This window comes from Paenibacillus sp. FSL R5-0517, assembly GCF_037974355.1.
In the GTDB taxonomy this organism is placed as follows: Bacteria; Bacillota; Bacilli; order Paenibacillales; family Paenibacillaceae; genus Paenibacillus.
In genome coordinates, this window is sequence record NZ_CP150235.1 from 702,888 (window position 1) to 722,879 (window position 19,992).

Genomic DNA, 19,992 nt, shown 5'->3' on the forward strand with positions numbered 1-19,992 from the left:
CGGACTTGGAATTGGGTAATAGAGATGATATGATGTGATTTCGGAAGGAGAGTGTTAGGATGGAGACGTTGAGATATACGTACTTATATGAGGTTGTATCTACAGGCGAAAAGTCTGAGTTCAGCCAAATGGCAACAAGCAAGGAAGAGGCTGCTGCACTGATCGTTGCTCGTATCGCCGATCTGGAGTTTACCGATGAGGCAGATATCAAGCTGGGCGACCTGATCGCTATTAGCAAACAGGTTGGCGACAACTATGTAGCGTGCGAGGGCTGTGCTTCTTAAGTGAGCATAAGCATTTTGAAATAGAAAGTCTCTCAAAATATAAGCAAGTCTCTATTACAAGAGGCTTGCTTTTTTGTCTACACCAAAAAGAGATATCTTGCAGTCATTCGGCTGGAGATATCTCTTTTCATTCCATCTAACTAAGCTCAAGCTTAATAAGGCGGCCACAACAACTTGCGTGCTGTTTCGTAACGCTCAGCAACAGCCGGCCAGTAGACGACATTCCACCAATCCTCGATATACTTTTTGCGTTCATTCTGGTGTTTCAGATAATAGGCATGTTCCCACACATCCAGCGGCAGGAGTGGAACGATATCGGACTGGGACAGGTTCTGGTGTTTTTCCGCCTGCAAAATCTCCAGACGATGTGCTCTCGGGCTCCAGACAAGCATCGCCCAGCCACTGCCTTCCACTTTGTTCGCAGCTTCAGTGAATTGATTCTTGAACGCTTCATAACTTCCGAAATCCCGCTTGATCTGCTCTGCGAGCATGCCGGAAGGTTTACCGCCGCCAGCAGGATTCATAATTGTCCAGAAGATCGTATGCAGGTAGTGGCCTGCCCCGTTGAAGGCGAGTTCACGTTCCCAATGCTTGATGAGTTCAAAGTTATTCTTTTTTCGCGATTCCGCCAGCTTCTTCTCTGCTACATTTAGTCCGTCCACATAAGATTGATGGTGTTTATCGTGATGGATACGCATCGTTAGCTCATCAATATGTGGCTCCAGCGCATTGTACGCATAGGGAAGAGGGGGCAGTGTGTGCCCTCCAATGGGAACCGGCTTTTCTTTTACGGGAGGTGCAGTAGTGCTGGGCGTGGCTTGTGTTGTTTCGGTAGAAGGTGATTGAACGGTTGTGGATTGAATCTGCGCTGAAGTAGCAGGTGCGTTTACATTCCCCTCTTGAGAAATTGGAGCTTCTGAAGCTTGGCGATGGGTGGTTGCTGAGCCTGACGTATGCAGTGCATTTTCCAGAAAAAGTGACGGCTCCAAATTTGTTTCTCGCAAGATGCCAGGTTGGCCAAGCGTATCCAATACGCCCAGAAAATACTCTGATTCGCGGATCAAATGCAAAATAAGTACTTTGGCAAGCGGAACAGCTTGCACCGCAGCACTTTGCTCCAGAAGAACATACAGCTGTTTGATGAACTCTCTCGATTGCTGCCGAGCAGCCGACACAAGTTGATCGATACAACGAACGATGTAGGGAGCAGGCGGATGGGTTGCGGGCAATAGTTGTTTTAGCAGCTGATTCGCTACTCGCTCACTGTTCGCAAAGGTAGCCTCCCATTCCTCCAGCAGCTTGACGTATGGGGGCTCCAGATCGGGCACCAGTGCACGAATGACGAGTGTATGTTCTTTCTCCTGCTCTTTCCAGAAACGGATTTCTTCCAAGGTCCGCAGAGGCAGCAGGTGACCATATCCATCCCAGTTCATATATGGTGGGCCTCCTTCAGTTGAATTTCATCGCATATGTAGACCGTTGCTTCATGCGTCCCAAGAGTATATTCCGTCGGGCTGTTGTCCTATGAGTGCAAAAAAAAGAGCCCCCTGAGGGGCTCAAAAATCAACGGAAAATCCGATGATTGAAGTTTGATTATTCTCCACTATTCGTGTTCTGCACATCGTCACTGCTTGTTTTTGTTACATGACTCAGGAAAGTCGAGACACGGCGAAGATATTCCTTTGGATGCTCCCGGAAGATCAACTCATGGTGCGCATCCTGGACAATCCATACATCCGAGTACGGATTGGTCTGATTGGCGGCGAGCTGTTCTGCAATTGGGTAAGGCGCCTTCTCATCTTCCGTACCATGAATGAAGAAAATCGGGAACGGATAATCTTCCTTTTTCACTTCCTGGTATGGAATCTGTTGCAATCCGGTGCCATTCAGAACAGGGAACAACAGCTTCATGATCTCCAGTGTAGGCTGACGCGGGAGATCGATCTGGTTATGAATGTTGTGGTACAGCGTATCCGGCTCAAGCAGGAACGTACTGTCCAGAATCATCGCATCCACTTCCTGTGTAATCAGTCCGGTTTGAAGCGCCGTACCGGCACCCATGGAGAAACCCCAGACTACCAGTTCCTGCGCACCGCGCTGCTTGGCGAACTGGATGGCACCCAGCAATTGCTGGGACTCAGCCTTGCCACCTGTGGCTACAGCTTTGTTCACCTGGGAGGCGAAGCCATAATCGAACATGACGACGTTGAACCCAAGTTGATGGGCATAGTGTGCCAGGTCATACATGGGTACCCATGTTTCTTCACGATTGGCACCATAGCCGTGACTGAAAATAATCGTTTTGCTTGCGGCATTGTCAGCAGGGATATACCATCCTTGCATCGTCCGGCTGCCATCTGCTGCCGGGAAAGTGATATCTTCGTACTTCATATTCTTGGCCTGCATCGGATTGGAGAAGACAGGCGCTACAGTCGGGTTGGATAATACCCATGCAATGTAACCATGCAGTGCAATAAAACAAAACAGTAGAAAAAATACAACGGAGAGCAGCAGCGCTACGATAATATGTTTGAACCGAATCAGCCTCGGTGATAGGGAAGAGGGCAGATCGGACACCTTTGTATGCAGCGGGGCTTCGCTCTGGGATGTTGGATACATGAATGCCCCTCCTTTGAAGTTCAGTTGAAGATAACAACGAAATGAAAAGAGAATTGCGTCTATTCAGAGCCTGCTTCAGAGCGATATCTTAATGTAATATATCTTTATCGTATGTTCCAATATAGTCAAAGTCAATTGCTTGAGGGCATTTGTTACGCAATTGTTATATAGTTCTTAAGATATATGGGTAAAATTACCTTAGTGTGTAAATTACAGGGGATTAAGTCTTATAAAAAGGAAAATTTTACACGTTGGCCTATTTCAATTTTGGCTCTTTTTGGTTTACAGATGAGACCGTTTCTCATATAATTTATGTAACCAAGTTTCATGTGATGAAACATGAGGAGGGCATTATGCCATGGAAGATCGCAAGTTAACCGTCCGGGCTGTGGAACGGGCGCTGGATATATTATTATGTTTTACCACACGCAGTGATCTGGGACTCACCGAGATTGCAAGCCAGATCGGCCTGCACAAAAGTACAGTGCACCGCTTGATGGCTACACTGGAGGATCGAGGATTCGTAATCCGCGATGCAGCAACAGAGAAGTATCGACTTGGCATCCGAATCTGGGAGCTGTCGGCTCATATGTCCCGTAGTGATGATCCCGCTATTCTGCTGCTGCCTGCGATGGAGCGACTGAGAGATCGATTGGGGGAGACCGTGAGTCTGTACCTGCGTGATGGCAGTGAACGGATTCGGATTCAGGCGGTGCAAAGTGATCAGGCGATTCGCCGAGTCGCTCCCGTTGGTGTTAGACTCCCGCTGTCTGTGGGCGCTTCCAGCAAAGTCTTGATGGCGTTTGCCACGGACGAGGATCGTGAGGAGCTGATGAACGGGCCGGAGTGGCCGGTGTTTATTGACCCTGCGGTGTATTTGGCGCAAATGGGAGATATCCGGGATAACGGATATGCGACGAGTTATGAGGAGCGTGAGCCGGGAGCTGCAGCGGTATCTGTACCGATTATGGATCGCCGAGGCAATATTGCAGCTGCTCTCTCGGTCTCAGGGCCTGTCAGCCGACTTTCGCAGGAGACTTTGCACGAATACGCACCTGTGCTAAAGGAAGCTGCTACGCAGATGGGGCTCATGTTATCCTGATATTGATGTAAGGTTTTTCTCCAATTGGGTTGGTGTTCTGGAATATAAAGGTTGTTTTTATGTTCCGGTTGCGCTACTCTGTAATGGACGGCCCATCGGGGTCAGCTTCATTGAATATGAACAGCGGCTTATGAATGCCGCAACTTTTAACGTTACTGGGGGAGTCCGAATTGTCCGGACTGAGACGGAATCGCATGAGATTCCGGACCCTTTGCACCTGATCTGGATCATACCAGCGTAGGGAAGTAATCGGCGATATGACCACAACCACCACATGTGTGACTCTTGCAGGACTCCGTTATGGAGCTGCAACCAGGAGCATTATTGGTGATGGACATTAAAGTCGGTTCCTTCGGGGGCCGGCTTTTTTTATATACAGTGGACGGGCGAGATAACACACATTCCATGGACTTTTTTTTCAATAACCTGCAAAAGTGGGCTTGGAGAGAGCAATCATTATAGATCCATGATCTGTGGTAACCTCCGTTCTGTTGTTATCTGTACATGAATAATGTCTCCCCCTTGGTCTGGTGTAGGATCGCTCTTTCTTCTCTGCGCTCTGCATGATTTGGGACAGGTGCGTAAGCGAGCTGATGGCGATGCCAACCAAACCTAGTGAACGAACACGGAGGAGGAGACGAGCAAACATGAGTACAGGAAATCAAACGGGACAACAAGCGATGGAACAGGAACATAACGATCAGCAGGTGGAAAAGGAAACAGGAGCGGCCGGACGGGTTCAGCCCTTTCCGGGCAGCCGCAAAGTCTACATTCAGGGCTCACGGCCGGACATAGCTGTACCGGAGCGTGAGATAGCCCTTCATGACACCAATACTCCCCAAGGGGTGGAGCATAACGAACCGCTGCGTGTCTATGATACGAGCGGCCCCATGACTGATCCCGAATTCCAGATGGATATTCGGAAGGGATTACCCGCACTCCGAAATCATTGGATTATGGAACGCGGTGATGTTGAAGCATATGAGGGCAGAGCCGTTCAACCCGAGGATAACGGACTAAAGCCCGGTGGGAGGAGAGCCGGGGCTGAAGAGTACCCTGGATTTCGGGGACAACCACTGCGTGCTCAGGCTGGGCGCTGTGTCACGCAGATGCATTACGCGAGGCAGGGAGTCATTACACCAGAGATGGAGTATGCCGCTATCCGTGAAGGGGTGGAACCGGAGTTCGTGCGGCAGGAGCTGGCGAGTGGACGGGCGATTCTGCCATCCAACATCAATCACCCGGAGAGTGAGCCAATGTTGATCGGTCGTCATTTTCACGTGAAGATCAATGCCAACATAGGCAACTCTGCCGTATCTTCCTCCATCGAGGAAGAGGTCGAGAAAATGACCTGGGCTGTGCGCTGGGGATCGGATACGGTGATGGATCTCTCGACAGGCAAAAACATTCATACGACACGGGAATGGATCATCCGCAATTCACCTGTACCAATTGGTACGGTGCCGCTGTATCAAGCGCTGGAGAAGGTGAATGGCGAAGCGGAAGCGCTGACCTGGGAATTGTACCGAGACACGCTCATTGAGCAGGCAGAGCAGGGCGTGGACTACTTTACGATTCATGCAGGTGTGCTGCTGCGTTATATCCCCATGACCGCCAAGCGGATGACAGGCATTGTATCCCGGGGCGGGTCCATTATGGCAGCGTGGTGTCTTGCGCATCATCAGGAGAATTTTTTGTACACCCATTTCGAAGAAATCTGCGAGATTATGAAAAAGTATGATGTGGCGTTTTCGCTGGGAGATGGACTTCGTCCAGGCAGTATCTACGATGCGAATGACGAAGCTCAGATGGCGGAACTGGCTACGCTTGGGGAACTGACGCAGATCGCATGGAAACATGATGTGCAGGTGATGATCGAAGGCCCGGGGCATGTACCGATGCACAAGATCAAGGAGAATGTGGACCTGCAGATGGAGATATGCCAAGAGGCACCGTTCTACACACTTGGGCCACTGACGACCGATATTGCCCCGGGATACGATCACATTACGTCCGCCATTGGTGCGGCTATGATTGGCTGGTTTGGCACGTCCATGCTCTGTTACGTCACGCCAAAAGAACATCTGGGCTTGCCCAACAAGGATGATGTACGGGAAGGGGTTATTGCCTACAAGATCGCAGCTCATGCTGCCGATCTGGCGAAAGGTCATCCACGTGCTCAGCGCCGGGATGATGCATTGTCCAAGGCGCGCTTCGAGTTCCGCTGGCGGGATCAGTTTAACCTTTCACTCGACCCGGAACGGGCATTATCTTACCATGATGAGACGCTGCCGGCAGAAGGGGCCAAAGAAGCTCATTTCTGCTCGATGTGCGGACCGAAGTTCTGCAGCATGCGTATTACGCAGGACATTCGTGCCTTTGCGGCGGATAAAGGATTGTCCGAGAATGAGGCTGTAGCAGCGGGCATGCAGGAAAAGGCTGAGGAATATCGGACACGGTCCTAGGCGCTGGTACAGCTTAACCTTGGCAGTCTGACATCGTTTGAAGGTGAGAATACTGCTATCATGTCGTATTTTTCTCTTATTGATCAGCTTCCTAATACTTTTTATCAGTATTATGGTTGATTGTCTAGCAGATGTTTAATAAAATGAATGTAAGTAAACACCAATAAGAGTAGCCAGGCCAATGGCTACTCCTGCACAGCATTTGCGGTGGGTATTCCTCCGAGTGCAGCAAGTTCAGATGAAGTGACCCGTCAGGCCGTCAACCTGTGGCGGGTCACTTCTTTTTACGATCGATGTATGTCAGGAGCGCAATAATTAACATCGCGAACACGATTACGTCGTTAAAAGAGAAGTTCATAGGATCACCTCCCACTGGAGGCAAGCCTATTTCCCACCACAAATTGGCTGTACAAAGTGATTATACCATTTGAAATGCTCGTGTTCGAGAGCATTTTTATTTTGCAAAGAGCCTACATACTGCTTTTCACATATTTTTAGTGATTGTAATATGTCACTCCAAATCAGCCACTACTTTCGAGCCACGCCCAAATTTTTCTCCACATACGCCGCAAGCAATGCCAACGGACTATGGATCGCAATGCCTGTGTCTGCAGTAACCTGTGCAGCAGCGGGAGCCATAGACAGTTGAGCTGCCACTACCGTTTTACCCGGATACTGCTCAGCAATCTGCTGTAATCCCTCACGTACCGCTTCGAGATACCCTTGCTGATCTCCACGCATAATCAACTCAAATGTCCCAGGGATGCACACCGCTTCCGTCTGATATGTATTTGCAATGTAGGGATGCTCATTCTCATTCTCTTGCTGTAATGCCTGATTCAGCCGTGCCATCGTTCCTTCAATGGTTGCCGGGTTGGTGAATGCTATGATGTAATCTCCTGGTACTTGCCGCATCTCCTGCAATAGCGGATCATCTATGCCGATCACAGGCACAGGGACCTCTGTGGCTTCCTGCTCCAGTACTGCCGCAAACAGGGTACACGTGACCAGAATGGCATCGGCATGACACTTGGCGATCCATCGGAGCGTCTGAGCTACTTTCTCGTGGATGACGACATCGGAAAAGTCAGCGTCATGTTTAAGACGATCCAGGCCTGGATCGACGTAATGGACCAATTCAACTTCATAAGCAGCAAGCGTCTCTTCAATTAAGGCGATGTTGGAATAGTGAGCGTGAAAACAACCGATGGTGATCATGTGCTAAATCCCCTTTTACAGTTCGTATAATGTGATGGTAATCTTAGATATTTAAACCATTATAGAAACATGCCTGAGAACTGTACAGTTGTTTGCGATTCAACGCCAATAACCGTCCTCCCGCCAAGCTGCGGAAAGACGGTTCATAACCGGACTGGCAATCGTCCAGCTTTCATTTTATCTAAGGGAAGGAGAAGCATTTTTCTTCGCCATTTTTTGCTGTAAAATTTCATGAAAGGATAGACCTTGAGTGTTCTCATTCTCCTTTTTAGGAGCAGTGGTCGCCGTGTTGCGCGGATATTGGTGATGGTACGGGATCATTTGCTGAATAGGCATGCGGATCATCTTGGTTCCTCCTTTGAAGCATATTTGTGAATTATGTATTTCGACTGGTTACCATGCCAGGTGCGCATATAGGTATATGTGACTTGTTAGACGAAATAGAAGAGTTTAAAGCGTAATTCCAATTGGATTGTAGTGATTTTACCCCGTATTCAGGAGATGTAAACGGTTTTAGGGAAATTCAGGAGTAAAGAACCTGATTTGAAAGGATTTGTGTGGGAGGATGGAATCGGTTGTTATGTGAATAGTCCCAATTTTAAGGAAGTCAATGGTACCCGCTTATGAGGCATATTGTCTGGTTGAATAGGTAGGTTCCATGCTAACTAACTTGGTACTATAGGCGGTTGTATCACGGGAGGAACATCAAAAAAACTGCCGGGTGAACTCGGCAGCTTGCATGATATGCAGAAGGATGTGAGGAAAATTTGGATCCAGTCTGAGTTGATATAGTGTTGGTTTTATCTACTATCTCGAACGGCGATGTATATATCGACTTGTACATTTTCGGGATTCAGGCTGCGTTCATCATACAATTCAAAATCTCCGGTGAACGTACGATCACTTTGCTTCTCCCATGCCCATACGGCTCCCCAGGCTTCGTGAGCAACCTCTGCCATTGGCCCTTTTCTGGAAGTGAATACGGCGTAAGTTGCAGGCGGGAGCAGAATGTCGTCCAATCCTTCAGGCAATGATTCCTCCGAACTGACCTCATGCCCTACCAGTATGGTGTACTCTCCGTTTATGCCATCGGTATAATTCGTGTAACAGCCATAACGAGCAGCTTCGGGTGCAGGGAGGTGCTCTGAGGCAAAATAATTGTTCCAGAGACCTTGGATACGGCCTTTGCCACTAATCTCAATGGCATTGGTTGTGCGGGCGGATATGCCGGCCAAGCGTTTGCTTGGGAGTGTGACATAACGAACGGGCTGGGCAGATAACGATAGAGTTGTTGTAACCTGACCCGGTATAGCGGAAGTGGCAGAGTTTTCAGCCGGAGATACTTTGTGTTGATCCGTTGTATTCGTGCGCCAACGTTTCAAAAAAGGAAGCTGATTACGCAGCATCGAACGAGCGGATTCCTCATCCATGCCCTCGTCCTTCAGAATGGCGGTGCACATCTCCGTCATGCCTTCAAGCGAGATTCCTGGCTGTGCAAACTTCCCATCCTTGTAACAATAGATACAGTACTCACGGGTTGTGCCTCCATCTGCCTCCGTTCCGAATTGGGCAGGGGTGGTGAGTGGCATGCCGCAGCTTTGACATACAGTAACGTTCATCTTTTATTCCTCCTTGGGTATATATGCAACTTCAACCTGAACATATTTGAAGTATACGGGGAGGAACTGGACAGCTGTCTGTCAGGTTTGAGCGGAGGTTTTATAATTTTGAACAATTTGTTCGGCTATACGGCAAATATTATCCCGAATATGCAAGGGTTCCAGCACCTCAACATCCGCCCCAAAGCCCAAGATGAAGCCGTACAGCCAGTTATCTTCTGGAAAAGCGACCTGGCTGATATAATAGCCGTTCCCGTCAGGCAATACATTTTCAATACCGAACCATTCCTCCGCAAGATGATGGACACGGGCATGGAATCTCAGGGTAATCCCAATCTGGTTGTCTGGTCGGCTCCATTCCTGCTGCCACGGCCGGTCTTGAAGGTTGATGGATTTTCGTTCAAAGTGCTCTGCAGCAAGAGAGACGTCTTTCATACGAACCAGCTTGAACATGCGGAATTCATTTCGTTCATGGCAAAAAGCATATAGATACCACGCGTGCCTCTTCAGCACAAGCGTGTGGGGTTCAACTGTACGATAGGTCTGTGCACCTTCGGCGCTGCAATAGGCAAAATAAATGCATTGAAGCTGATCAATTCCCTGATCAATAACTTTTAATTTCTGTTGTAGCGCTTCAGGGTGCGTCCACGTTGAATGATCCACGATGAATCGGTGCGTGCTGGCTTGAAAATCTTCATTTTTGGCTTCCGGAACGATACTGCTTAGTTTCTCCACCAGTAGTTCACGTGCAGCATTTGTATGTGAGGTGGATATGCTGCGCAGGGCGGTGACGATGGAAACAAGATCCTTGTCAGTTAACAGATTGCGATCCAGACGATACCCTTCCGCCAGACCGATGCCTCCGCTTGCTCCCTGATAGGTCACGACCGGAATCCCGGCTTGTCCCAATGTGTCGATATCTCTATAGATCGTCCGGATGGAAACTTCAAACATATCGGCCAGGTCTTTTGCCTGTAATCGCCCCCGGTTGATAAGCAGTACAACGATGGCTAACAAACGCTCCAGTTTCATAGCTACCTCTTCCTTTTTTTTATTTGTGTTTATATAAATGAGCTATTTCTTTTACACTTGAACGGAGAGGACAGAAAAAACCTGGAGAAGCGAAGCGCTCGCCTAAAAGCTTTCTGGAAGAAAGCTGCTTCGGAAGCATACGCTCTCACCGGTTTTTCCCCTTTGGAAGAGGGAACATTGCTTTCAATTGTTTATCTTGTACTTATCTGTTAGATTCATAGGTGTTATATTGCTCAGCATCCCATATAGGAGTGAAATAAGCAATGAAGCGAATTACGATTCTGATTGCGGACGATGAAGTAGAGATCGCGGATCTGGTGGCTTTACATTTACAAAAAGAAGGATATCATACCGTCAAGGCATCTGACGGACAGTCGGCACTACAGGCGATTCAGACACATACCATTGATTTGGCCGTACTGGACATTATGATGCCGGGTATGGACGGGTACGAGGTGACTCGTAAAATACGGGAGCAGCATCATTTCCCGATCATTTTCCTGAGTGCCAAAACCTCGGACATGGATAAAATTACGGGGCTGGTGATGGGTGCCGATGATTATATGACCAAACCGTTTAACCCGATGGAGCTTGTAGCACGCGTGAATTCTCAATTGCGGCGCTCATTGCAATTCAGCCAGTCCACAGCGGCGGTTCAGCGCTCGATTCTGGAAAAGGGCGGACTTGTCATTGTACCGGAGCAGCATAGCGTGACGCTTTACGGTAAACCGCTGGAGTTAACACCGAAGGAATTTGATATTTTAGTGTTGCTTGCGAGCAATTCAAAACAGGTCTTCAGCGCAGAAAGTATTTTTGAAAAGGTATGGGGAGAGGCTTATTTCGAAAGTGGCAATACCGTTATGGTACATATTCGGACGCTGCGCAAGAAGCTCGGAGAAGATGTGGACAAGAACAAGTTTATCAAAACCATCTGGGGCGTGGGGTACACGTTCAATGACTAAACGCAGAAGCTTTCGCACAACGATGATTATGCTGGTCGGTCTGAGCATGCTGTCTTCTGGCGCCGTAACATTTATCGTGTACAGGCTGTTGCAGATGTATTATGCAGGGGTCAGGAGAGAAGATCCGCTGGCGGAATATCGTAATATCATGAGAAGTATTGGCGATCTATATGTTTTTATGCTGCTCTTCATCCCGCTTGCGATTTTGTTTTTCTACTTGTTTACAAGACCCTATGTCACGTATTTCAAAGAGATTTCCGCAGGCATTAATCACTTGGCGAATGGAGACTTTCAGCATCGTGTACAGATTTCTTCGAAGGATGAGTTAGGTACGATTGCGGAGGATGTGAATCTGGCAAGTGAGAAGCTAAGGGAAGCGGTGGAACGAGGTGACTTTGCCGAGAACAGCAAAGACCAGCTTATCGTAAACCTTGCGCATGACCTGCGAACGCCGCTGACCTCTGTGCTTGGATATTTGGACCTGCTCATGAAGGATGATCAGCTGACAGAGGAGCAAGTAAGGCACTTTACATCGATTGCATTCACCAAATCACAGCGTCTGGAGAAGCTGATTGATGATTTGTTCGAAATTACCCGCATGAATTATGGCATGTTGCCTATAAACAAAACACGGTTGGATCTTAGCGAACTGCTGAAGCAGATGAACGAAGAGCTCTATCCTGTATTTGAAAAGAATCATCTGATTACCCGGTTGAAAATAGACACTGAACTTACCATCTCCGGTGATGGTGAGCTGCTGGCTCGTGTGTTCGAGAATCTGCTGATTAACGCTGCACGGCACGGCAAGGACGGCATGTACGTGGATATTAACGGATATCGTGATGCAGACCGGATCATTATTCAGGTGATTAACTATGGGGGACATATTCGTCCGGAGGAATTGCCACATATCTTCGATATGTATTACACAGGAGATCGTGCCCGAACCCCTCAAGAGGGTGGGACAGGCCTTGGCCTATTTATTGCCCGCAATATTGTAGAGCAGCATGACGGTACGATTTCGGCCCAGAGCGATGTGGTACGGACGCAATTCGAAGTTCGTTTGCCGGTATTCCAATAAGGTTCAACGTATAATTTAAGAAAAACTTTAAAATTGCCCTGCTTTTTCTTTAACTTGTTTTGTCTATCCTTGATGTATGAGTTAAAAGGAGGAACAAGCATGAAAAAGTGGGGCTTTTTAATATGTATCGTTTTGGTTGGATATATTGTTACACAATCACCGGGATGGCTTCAGCAGAAGAATGAGCTGCCCATCGAGATTCAGAATACGCGTGAAAATCCCGCAGGTTATACGGTATCCGTCACAGGAAATATTCAGGATCAGGTACATAAGGGCAATTTGTTACTGGTTAATAAGCAATACCCCGTTCACGAGGAGGGGGTTAGATCCGATATTGTATATGTGGCGGATGAGGATGATCTGCTTCGTGGATATGGAATAATGGATCGGAAAATCATGTTATCCCGACTGGTGGCGCAGGAGTTTCAGAAGATGGTTGAGGCAGCAGGGGAAGAGGGAGTTCGATATTTTCTCATGAGCAGTGGGTACAGGGACTTTGAGAAGCAGGACGAGCTATATCAGGAAATGGGTTCAGACTATGCACTTCCTGCAGGTCACAGTGAGCATAATCTTGGCTTATCCCTGGATGTCGGTTCAAGTCTGGCTGCCATGAATGAAGCACCGGAGGGTGAGTGGCTGGAGAAAAATGCATGGAAATACGGATTTATCTTGCGTTACCCGAAAGATAAAGTAAGCATCACGGGTATTCAATATGAACCATGGCACTTTCGGTATGTGGGGTTGCCCCACAGTGCGATCATGCATAAGAACAATCTGGTACTGGAGGAGTACCTAGATATGTTGAAGGAGAAGGAGAACATCTCTGTTGAAGTAGAGGATGAGACGTATCATATCCGCTATTATCGAGCAACTGGAGATACGACTGTTTACATACCTGAGCACGGCGAAACTGAAATATCGGGTGACAACATGGACGGAGTCATTGTCACCGTAAAGAAATAACAGGGCAACACAAGGGAGGCCAAACAACATGAAACACAACAACCAGAAGAAAAGCAAACATTACATCCTTTGGACTGCCGTGTTCATTATCTATTTATATCTGCTGACGAAGCTGATCCTGTTCAAAGGAAGTGCTGTCGACTTTGGCATCGTGAAGGTTCGACTGATGGCATTCTTGCAACAACCGGATCTGATTCATACGCGAACCGTCAACCTGACGCCATTTCAGGAAATTTCACGAGACTGGAACAGCCTTTCATCACATCGTCCAGGTACAGCTATCCATCTGGTAGGGAATGTTCTGGCTTTTATCCCACTGGGTATCTTCATTCCTGTTCTGACGGGCAACAAACTATTCTCTGGAATAAAGGTATTCCTGCTGTCCCTGCTGCTCAGTCTGGGGTATGAGGTGACACAGTTAGTGACTGGCATGGGCATATTTGATGTGGATGACCTGATGCTTAATACACTCGGCGGCTTGATTGGATATATCATTTTCACCATGGCCATTGGCCTGAAAAGGGTGTTGGTGGGAGGAGAATCCCGCGAGACGACGAAGTTAACCTCTAAGGAGAGTCACGTGTAAGGAGGGATTACGTTGATTATCATCGCGATACTGTTCATTAGCGTAGGGCTAATGTTTCTCGTGTATCCACACAAGGTAACGGATGCTTCGGAAAAACAGATTACGGAGCAATTGATCATGTCTAGATGGGTCGGAGGCTCGTTAATTGCTCTGTCGTGTCTGTTTCTGATCATGGGTACGATTCAACTGTTCGATCAAGCCTCACATCACATTGGGCATTAGCAGGTCGTTGAATTGAGAATTGATGATTTTAAAAGGTATGCCGATATGAAAAGCAAAGCAAAAAAAAGCTCCCCATCCCTGTGCAGGTTGCACATGGTGGGGAGCTTTTCTATATCATTTCATTACTTTAATGATTCATATCATTAAGCTTTTTTCATCATTTGACGCAATACGGTTTGCAGGATACCGCCGTTATGGTAGTAATCCACGTCAACCATACTGTCCAGACGAGCGATAACAGGGAAATCGAACTGTGTACCGTCTTCACGAGTTACGGTAACTTTCAACTCTTGTCCTGGCTTCACATCATTGCTGAGACCCGTAATGTCATACGTTTCACGTCCGTTCAGACCAAGGCTGGACCAGCCGTGACCCTCTTGGAATTGCAATGGCATTACGCCCATGCCAACCAGGTTACTACGGTGAATCCGCTCGAAGCTTTCTGCGATAACGGCTTTGACGCCGAGCAGGAATGTTCCTTTTGCCGCCCAGTCACGGGAGCTTCCTGTACCGTACTCTTTACCTGCGATAACGATCAGGTTCTGTCCTTCATCTTGATACTTCATGGAAGCATCGTAGATGGACATTTCTTCGTCCGTTGGCAGGTACTTCGTGATACCGCCCTCGGTGCCCGGAGCAACCTGGTTACGGATACGAATATTGGCGAACGTACCACGCATCATTACTTCATGGTTACCACGACGTGAGCCGTAGGAGTTGAAGTCTTTGCGCTCTACGCCATGCTCTTTCAAGTACAGTCCAGCCGGGCTGGATACCGCAATATTACCTGCTGGCGAGATATGGTCCGTTGTTACGGAATCCGCAAGCAATGCCATAACGCGTGCAGAACGGATATCTGCGATATCGTTCAACTTGTCGCCAAGTTCTTGGAAGAACGGAGGATTTTGAATGTACGTAGAATTTGGATCCCACTCGTACAATTCACCTTCCGGTACAGAGATTGCATTCCAACGCTCATTAGCTGTAAATACGTTCTCGTACTTGTTGCGGAACATCTGAGCGTTCAGGGAGCTAGCGATGGTATCCTTGATTTCCTCGGAGCTAGGCCAGAGGTCTTTCAGGAATACAGGCTCATTGTTCGTATCATAACCGATTGGATCGGTTTCAAAGTCAATATTCACAGTACCTGCAAGTGCATATGCCACAACGAGTGGTGGAGATGCCAGGTAGTTGGCTTTAACCTGTGCGTGCACACGGCCTTCAAAGTTACGGTTACCGGACAATACAGCCGCAACGGTCATATCGTTCTCAGCAATCGCTTCGCTCACTTCGTCTGGCAGTGGGCCGGAGTTACCGATGCAAGTCGCACAGCCGTAGCCGGCAACGTTGAATCCGAGTTGGTCCAGATATGGAATCAGGCCTGCTTTTTCCAGGTACTCGGTGACAACAAGGGAACCTGGAGTCAGACTGCTTTTCACATATCCTGGCTTGGTCAGGCCGCGTTCAACTGCTTTTTTCGCCAGTAGTCCTGCTCCAACCATAACACTTGGATTCGAAGTATTCGTACAACTTGTGATCGCCGCGATCACAACAGCGCCTGCTTTCAATTCACTGGTGGAACCGTTCGGGTGCTTGACAGGTACGGTTTGTTCGATTTTCTCATCGCTCAGCCCGTATCCGCCTTTATCTACAGGTGTACGGATGATGCTGTTGAAGCTTTCTTTCATTTGTGTCAGCTCGATGCGATCCTGTGGACGTTTTGGTCCTGCAAGACTTGGTACAACAGAGCCGAGATCCAGTTCAATCACATCTGTGAATTCAGGGTCAACGGTGCTGGAAGTACGGAACATGCCTTGAGCTTTGTAATAAGCTTCAACCAACTCCACTTGCTCGTCAGGACGGCCAGTGCTGCGCAGATAGTTCAACGTTTCACTATCGACAGGGAAGAAACCGATCGTTGCGCCGTACTCTGGTGCCATGTTGGCTACTGTTGCACGGTCAGCCAGACCGATGTTGGCAAGACCAGGTCCGTAGAACTCTACGAATTTACCAACAACGCCTTTTTTACGAAGCAATTGGGTAACTGTCAGTGCCAGATCCGTTGCTGTTGCGCCTTCACTCAGGCTGCCTGTCAGTTTGAAACCGATAACGTCCGGTGTTACAAAGTAAAGCGGTTGGCCCAGCATACCTGCTTCGGCCTCGATTCCACCAACACCCCAACCAACAACGCCAAGTCCGTTGATCATGGTGGTGTGGGAGTCAGTACCTACGAGGGAATCCGGGAATACAACGGTCTCGCCGTCAACAGTTTTCGTTGCTGCCACGGAAGCCAGATACTCCAGGTTAACCTGGTGAACGATCCCTGTGGATGGTGGAACTGCACGGAAGTTGTTGAATGCCGTTTGCGCCCAACGCAAGAAGCGGTAACGCTCTTCATTACGCTCGAACTCAACTTTGATATTGTAATCAAGTGCATCGTTGGTACCAAAAGCATCAACCATAACAGAGTGGTCGATAACGAGATCGACGGGTACGAGCGGGTTGATCTGTTTCGGATCGCCGCCTGCTTTTTTCACAGTATCACGCATTGCAGCGAGGTCAACGACAACCGGTACACCGGTGAAATCCTGCAGTACGATACGTGCAGGAATGAATGGAATTTCCTTGTTATTATCACGGCCATCTGCCCAGCCGGTCAGTTGTTTTACATGTTCTTCGGTAATGGCACGTCCGTCGAATTGACGAATTGCTGCTTCAAGCAACACTTTAATGGAGAAAGGGAGTCTGGAAAGATCGCCGTGGCCGTTTTCCTGAAGAGCATCGAGACTGTAGTAGCGGTAAGACTTGCCTCCAACCTCAAGACTGCGAGCGGCGGAGAAATGATTCTTTGCTGACATACATGTACCTCCTTGGGATGTGTCGGTGAGATGAAGAAAACGTTCATTTAGGTGAAGAACAGGCCTTCATCGTTCCGTGTTCTTGTTCGTTAGTTTCATCAGATGAAACGTAATTTCATAATCATGACTTTAGTATTAAGTATACCGTTTTCACCTCCGTACGTAAAGGTCTTTTTGCCTGATCAAGCAAGCATTTGGACCAATGAAGGCGTTTTCGTGAAGCGGGCAGGAATAAGATATCTCGTGTACCTGTATTTGCCGAATTTTGGACCTCCTTCCCGAGCCGTGTACATACAACCGGGGACCCTCTCATATGAATAGTAGGAGTTTATATACGCAATGAATATTCCGGACAGAACTCATGCCAAAGGGGGACATAGGCTTGGAACGGGAATGGAAGAGTGCCTTATATACTTACGTGAACCAGTACAATCGCTGTGAGATCGACTACCGTCCACAGACCAGCGAACGGATCGTTACCGATCCTGAATTCGTGGTGGAACGGGGAGAGCGTATGGCAAGGCTGGACGAATGGTATCGTAAGCGGCGCGCCGTGCCTCTTCGCAGCGAGACCAGCGCCAAGCTTGTGCGCACGCTTATGGATGGACAGGAAGAAGCCGTGGTGGATGTACAATTGTACAGCAGACTGTTCTATGAGAAGAGCGGTATTACCCACCGGGAGGACCGGATTGAGCGGGAGCGGTTAACCTTTCTGCGGCAGAGTGGTGGATGGATCATTGGACGGGTTGAGCGAGAAGTGCCGGAGCGTCGCCCTGCGGGGGAAGGGCGTCCGTTTCAACAAGCTGATTTTGTACAGGCGATGAATCGACCGCTGCTGAATCGGGAAGTGTTGGGTCAGGGAAGAAGCTCACGGCAACAAGCCTATCGCAGAGATTTGGCGGTTGCCTATGCGGATCGGTGGTGGAATGCGGGGAATCCGGCCTTTGAGGAATTTGATGTGGATTGCACTAATTACGTGTCTCAATGTCTCTTTGCAGGGGGGGCACCCATCCACTATACTGGTAGAAGAGAAGCCGGCTGGTGGTATAAGGGGTATGTGAACGGCTCCGAAATGTGGAGTTACAGCTGGGCAGTTTCCAACAGTCTGGAGCGTTATTTGTCAGGCAGCAGCTGGGGTCTGACCGCGACAGAAGTGGAGCGTCCTGAGCAGCTGATGCTCGGTGATGTTATTCTCTACGATTGGGATGGAGATGGACGATTTCAGCACAGCACCGTTGTGACCGCGTTTGATGCAGGTGGTATGCCGCTGGTCAATGCACACACGGTTAGCAGCCGTCACCGATTTTGGGATTACCGGGATTCTTACGCTTGGACGGAGCGGACGGTATACCGGCTTTTTCATATTTCAGATGAGTTTTGAACACGAAAGATTTTCGGGATGCGGTGACGCAGACATCCAGTTCCGTGTAAAATAAGACCAGATAACACAAGCAGAAAAACAAGGGTGCTGAGCATGCAAGCATGACAGCATCAGGCACAGATAATCGGAGGGTACACATGAGTATGGATAAATTAAAAGTAGGCGTCGTGTACGGCGGAAAATCAGGCGAGCATGAGGTGTCGCTACAAACGGCGTTTGCTGTAACGAACGCATTTGATTACGAGAAGTATGAACTGGTTCCTTTTTATATCTCCAAGCAGGGGACGTGGAAAAAAGGACCTGTCATGCATGCGCCGTTCGCGCAGATTGAAGATTTGAAGCTGGAGCAATCGGCGGGTGGAACGCAGGATGCCCTGAACGCACTGTTTGGCCGTTTGTATGGCGGAGCAGAAGCGCTGGACGTAATGTTCCCTCTGCTGCATGGTACGTTTGGCGAGGATGGCACCATTCAGGGCATGTTCGAGATGGCGGATATGCCATATGTAGGTGCAGGTGTACTCGCTTCGGCTGGCGGCATGGACAAAGTGGTCATGAAAAAGCTGTTTGCACAGGCTGGCATTGACCAATGTGCCTTTACGTATTTTAATGCTACACAATGGAAGCAGACAGAGCACGAAATGATCGTACAGGTCGAAGATCAGCTGGGGTATCCTTGTTTTATCAAACCGGCCAATCTGGGCTCCAGTGTGGGCATCTCCAAAGCGCGTAACCGCGATGAGCTGAAGACAGCTGTCGAGTTCGCACTACGGTATGATACGAAGGTGGTTATTGAGGAGTTCGTTGAAGCACGTGAAGTTGAGGTTAGCGTGCTCGGCAATGACGAGCCAATGGCTTCCGTTCCAGGCGAGATCGTATCCTCCGGGGAGTATTATGACTATGCAGCCAAGTATATTGATGGTCAATCACAGATGCTGATCCCAGCTCCACTGGACCCGGAGGCCGCAGATCGCATTCGCGAGGCAGCTCTGCAGGCGTTCCGTGCGATTGAAGGTAACGGCATTTCACGTGCGGACTTCTTCATTCGGAAAAATGACGGCGCATTGCTTATTAATGAAGTGAACACCATGCCTGGTTTCACACCCTATAGCATGTATCCACTTCTTTGGCGTGAGACAGGTGTCTCGTATGCCGAATTGCTGGATCGCATGATTGAGCTGGCACTGGAGCGTTACAACCGCAAGCAGGCACTGAATTACGAGAACGGCGTACAGGCGTAGCCTGCAACCACAAGATCAGGAGGGATATGCATGGGATTTCAGACTGAATTCAATTCCGTATGCAAGTTCAAGAGTGAGCAGGAGCTGTTCGAACTGCTTGAATACGGACGCGGCAAAATGGTCAAACAGGGCTTCCGGGTATTTCCTACCGGCCAGAAAGTGATTGCATACACACCGGATAACGTGGCTGTAGCCATCGTGAAGATCGTGGTTTCCATTGCAGAGATCAACTTCCAGGGGCAAGAAGTAACCGAAGTGGAGATGCAACTGATCCGCAAACTGACGGAGGAAGAATCACGTATCCAGACCGCGCTTGCCGATGAGATGTTCTTTGGAGAACAAGCGCAGGAGTAGTGATTTTG

The 19,992-nt window shown here is 48.7% G+C and carries 18 protein-coding genes and 1 riboswitch; of the genes, 11 read left to right on the forward strand and 7 right to left on the reverse strand.

The window, feature by feature from the left end:
* Positions 1 to 59 precede the first annotated feature (59 nt).
* The gene (locus MKX40_RS03300; protein ID WP_091039003.1) at positions 60 to 284 is read left to right on the forward strand and encodes a hypothetical protein; all 225 of its coding nucleotides are present in this window, start codon (positions 60 to 62) and stop codon (positions 282 to 284) included.
* 152 nt (positions 285 to 436) lie between these two features.
* On the opposite strand, the gene MKX40_RS03305 is transcribed toward MKX40_RS03300, so the two are convergent.
* Positions 437 to 1,717 carry a Fe-Mn family superoxide dismutase gene (locus MKX40_RS03305; protein ID WP_339239418.1) on the reverse strand — a complete coding sequence of 427 codons (1,281 nt, stop codon included), beginning with the start codon at positions 1,715 to 1,717 and terminating at the stop codon, positions 437 to 439.
* Positions 1,718 to 1,877: 160 nt separating this feature from the next.
* The gene (locus MKX40_RS03310) at positions 1,878 to 2,903 is read right to left on the reverse strand and encodes an alpha/beta fold hydrolase (RefSeq protein ID WP_339239420.1); all 1,026 of its coding nucleotides are present in this window, start codon (positions 2,901 to 2,903) and stop codon (positions 1,878 to 1,880) included.
* 358 nt (positions 2,904 to 3,261) lie between these two features.
* Here MKX40_RS03310 and MKX40_RS03315 point away from each other — a divergent pair, with 358 nt between their 5' ends.
* Positions 3,262 to 4,005, forward strand: coding sequence for an IclR family transcriptional regulator (locus MKX40_RS03315; RefSeq protein WP_076216717.1), 744 nt, complete (start codon positions 3,262 to 3,264; stop codon positions 4,003 to 4,005).
* A 147-nt stretch (positions 4,006 to 4,152) separates the two neighbouring features.
* A riboswitch (TPP riboswitch) is annotated at positions 4,153 to 4,266 on the forward strand.
* 419 nt (positions 4,267 to 4,685) lie between these two features.
* Positions 4,686 to 6,470 (forward strand): phosphomethylpyrimidine synthase ThiC, encoded by a 1,785-nt coding sequence (thiC, locus tag MKX40_RS03320; protein ID WP_339242902.1) that lies wholly within the window; start codon positions 4,686 to 4,688, stop codon positions 6,468 to 6,470.
* 528 nt (positions 6,471 to 6,998) lie between these two features.
* On the opposite strand, the gene MKX40_RS03325 is transcribed toward thiC, so the two are convergent.
* From MKX40_RS03325 to MKX40_RS03340, 4 genes are all read right to left on the reverse strand, one after another.
* Positions 6,999 to 7,688, reverse strand: a complete 690-nt coding sequence (locus MKX40_RS03325) for a hypothetical protein (protein ID WP_339239421.1) — start codon at positions 7,686 to 7,688, stop codon at positions 6,999 to 7,001.
* A 177-nt stretch (positions 7,689 to 7,865) separates the two neighbouring features.
* Positions 7,866 to 8,033, reverse strand: coding sequence for a hypothetical protein (locus tag MKX40_RS03330; RefSeq protein ID WP_017690769.1), 168 nt, complete (start codon positions 8,031 to 8,033; stop codon positions 7,866 to 7,868).
* A gap of 455 nt (positions 8,034 to 8,488) precedes the next feature.
* Complete coding sequence (locus tag MKX40_RS03335; RefSeq protein WP_339239422.1) at positions 8,489 to 9,307, reverse strand: zinc ribbon domain-containing protein; 819 nt, start codon at positions 9,305 to 9,307, stop codon at positions 8,489 to 8,491.
* An 81-nt stretch (positions 9,308 to 9,388) separates the two neighbouring features.
* A complete protein-coding gene (locus MKX40_RS03340; protein WP_339239423.1) occupies positions 9,389 to 10,339 on the reverse strand; it encodes a YafY family protein in 951 nt (316 codons plus the stop codon).
* Between the two features lie 263 nt (positions 10,340 to 10,602).
* On the opposite strand from MKX40_RS03340, the gene MKX40_RS03345 reads away from it, so the two are divergent.
* The 5 genes from MKX40_RS03345 (at position 10,603) to MKX40_RS03365 (ending at position 14,153) form a co-directional block, all read left to right on the forward strand.
* On the forward strand, positions 10,603 to 11,301 hold the full coding sequence (locus MKX40_RS03345; protein ID WP_339239424.1) for a response regulator transcription factor: 699 nt from the start codon (positions 10,603 to 10,605) through the stop codon (positions 11,299 to 11,301).
* On the forward strand, positions 11,294 to 12,382 hold the full coding sequence (locus MKX40_RS03350) for a HAMP domain-containing sensor histidine kinase (protein WP_339239425.1): 1,089 nt from the start codon (positions 11,294 to 11,296) through the stop codon (positions 12,380 to 12,382). The genes MKX40_RS03345 and MKX40_RS03350 overlap by 8 nt, the downstream gene beginning before the upstream one ends.
* A 99-nt stretch (positions 12,383 to 12,481) precedes the next feature.
* Positions 12,482 to 13,345: a M15 family metallopeptidase gene (locus MKX40_RS03355; RefSeq protein WP_339239426.1), complete on the forward strand. Its 864-nt coding sequence runs from the start codon at positions 12,482 to 12,484 to the stop codon at positions 13,343 to 13,345.
* A gap of 28 nt (positions 13,346 to 13,373) precedes the next feature.
* On the forward strand, positions 13,374 to 13,931 hold the full coding sequence (locus MKX40_RS03360; protein WP_339239427.1) for a VanZ family protein: 558 nt from the start codon (positions 13,374 to 13,376) through the stop codon (positions 13,929 to 13,931).
* A 12-nt stretch (positions 13,932 to 13,943) separates the two neighbouring features.
* A complete protein-coding gene (locus MKX40_RS03365) occupies positions 13,944 to 14,153 on the forward strand; it encodes a hypothetical protein (protein WP_339239428.1) in 210 nt (69 codons plus the stop codon).
* Between the two features lie 143 nt (positions 14,154 to 14,296).
* On the opposite strand, the gene acnA is transcribed toward MKX40_RS03365, so the two are convergent.
* Positions 14,297 to 17,011, reverse strand: a complete 2,715-nt coding sequence (gene acnA, locus MKX40_RS03370; protein ID WP_124118742.1) for an aconitate hydratase AcnA — start codon at positions 17,009 to 17,011, stop codon at positions 14,297 to 14,299.
* Between the two features lie 376 nt (positions 17,012 to 17,387).
* Here acnA and MKX40_RS03375 point away from each other — a divergent pair, with 376 nt between their 5' ends.
* The 3 genes from MKX40_RS03375 (at position 17,388) to MKX40_RS03385 (ending at position 19,984) form a co-directional block, all read left to right on the forward strand.
* Positions 17,388 to 18,392, forward strand: a complete 1,005-nt coding sequence (locus MKX40_RS03375; protein ID WP_339242904.1) for an amidase domain-containing protein — start codon at positions 17,388 to 17,390, stop codon at positions 18,390 to 18,392.
* A gap of 137 nt (positions 18,393 to 18,529) precedes the next feature.
* Entirely contained in the window at positions 18,530 to 19,630 is a 1,101-nt protein-coding gene (locus MKX40_RS03380) for a D-alanine--D-alanine ligase (protein ID WP_036614110.1), read from the forward strand.
* A 30-nt stretch (positions 19,631 to 19,660) separates the two neighbouring features.
* Positions 19,661 to 19,984 (forward strand): hypothetical protein, encoded by a 324-nt coding sequence (locus MKX40_RS03385; RefSeq protein WP_062837611.1) that lies wholly within the window; start codon positions 19,661 to 19,663, stop codon positions 19,982 to 19,984.
* Positions 19,985 to 19,992 lie beyond the last annotated feature (8 nt).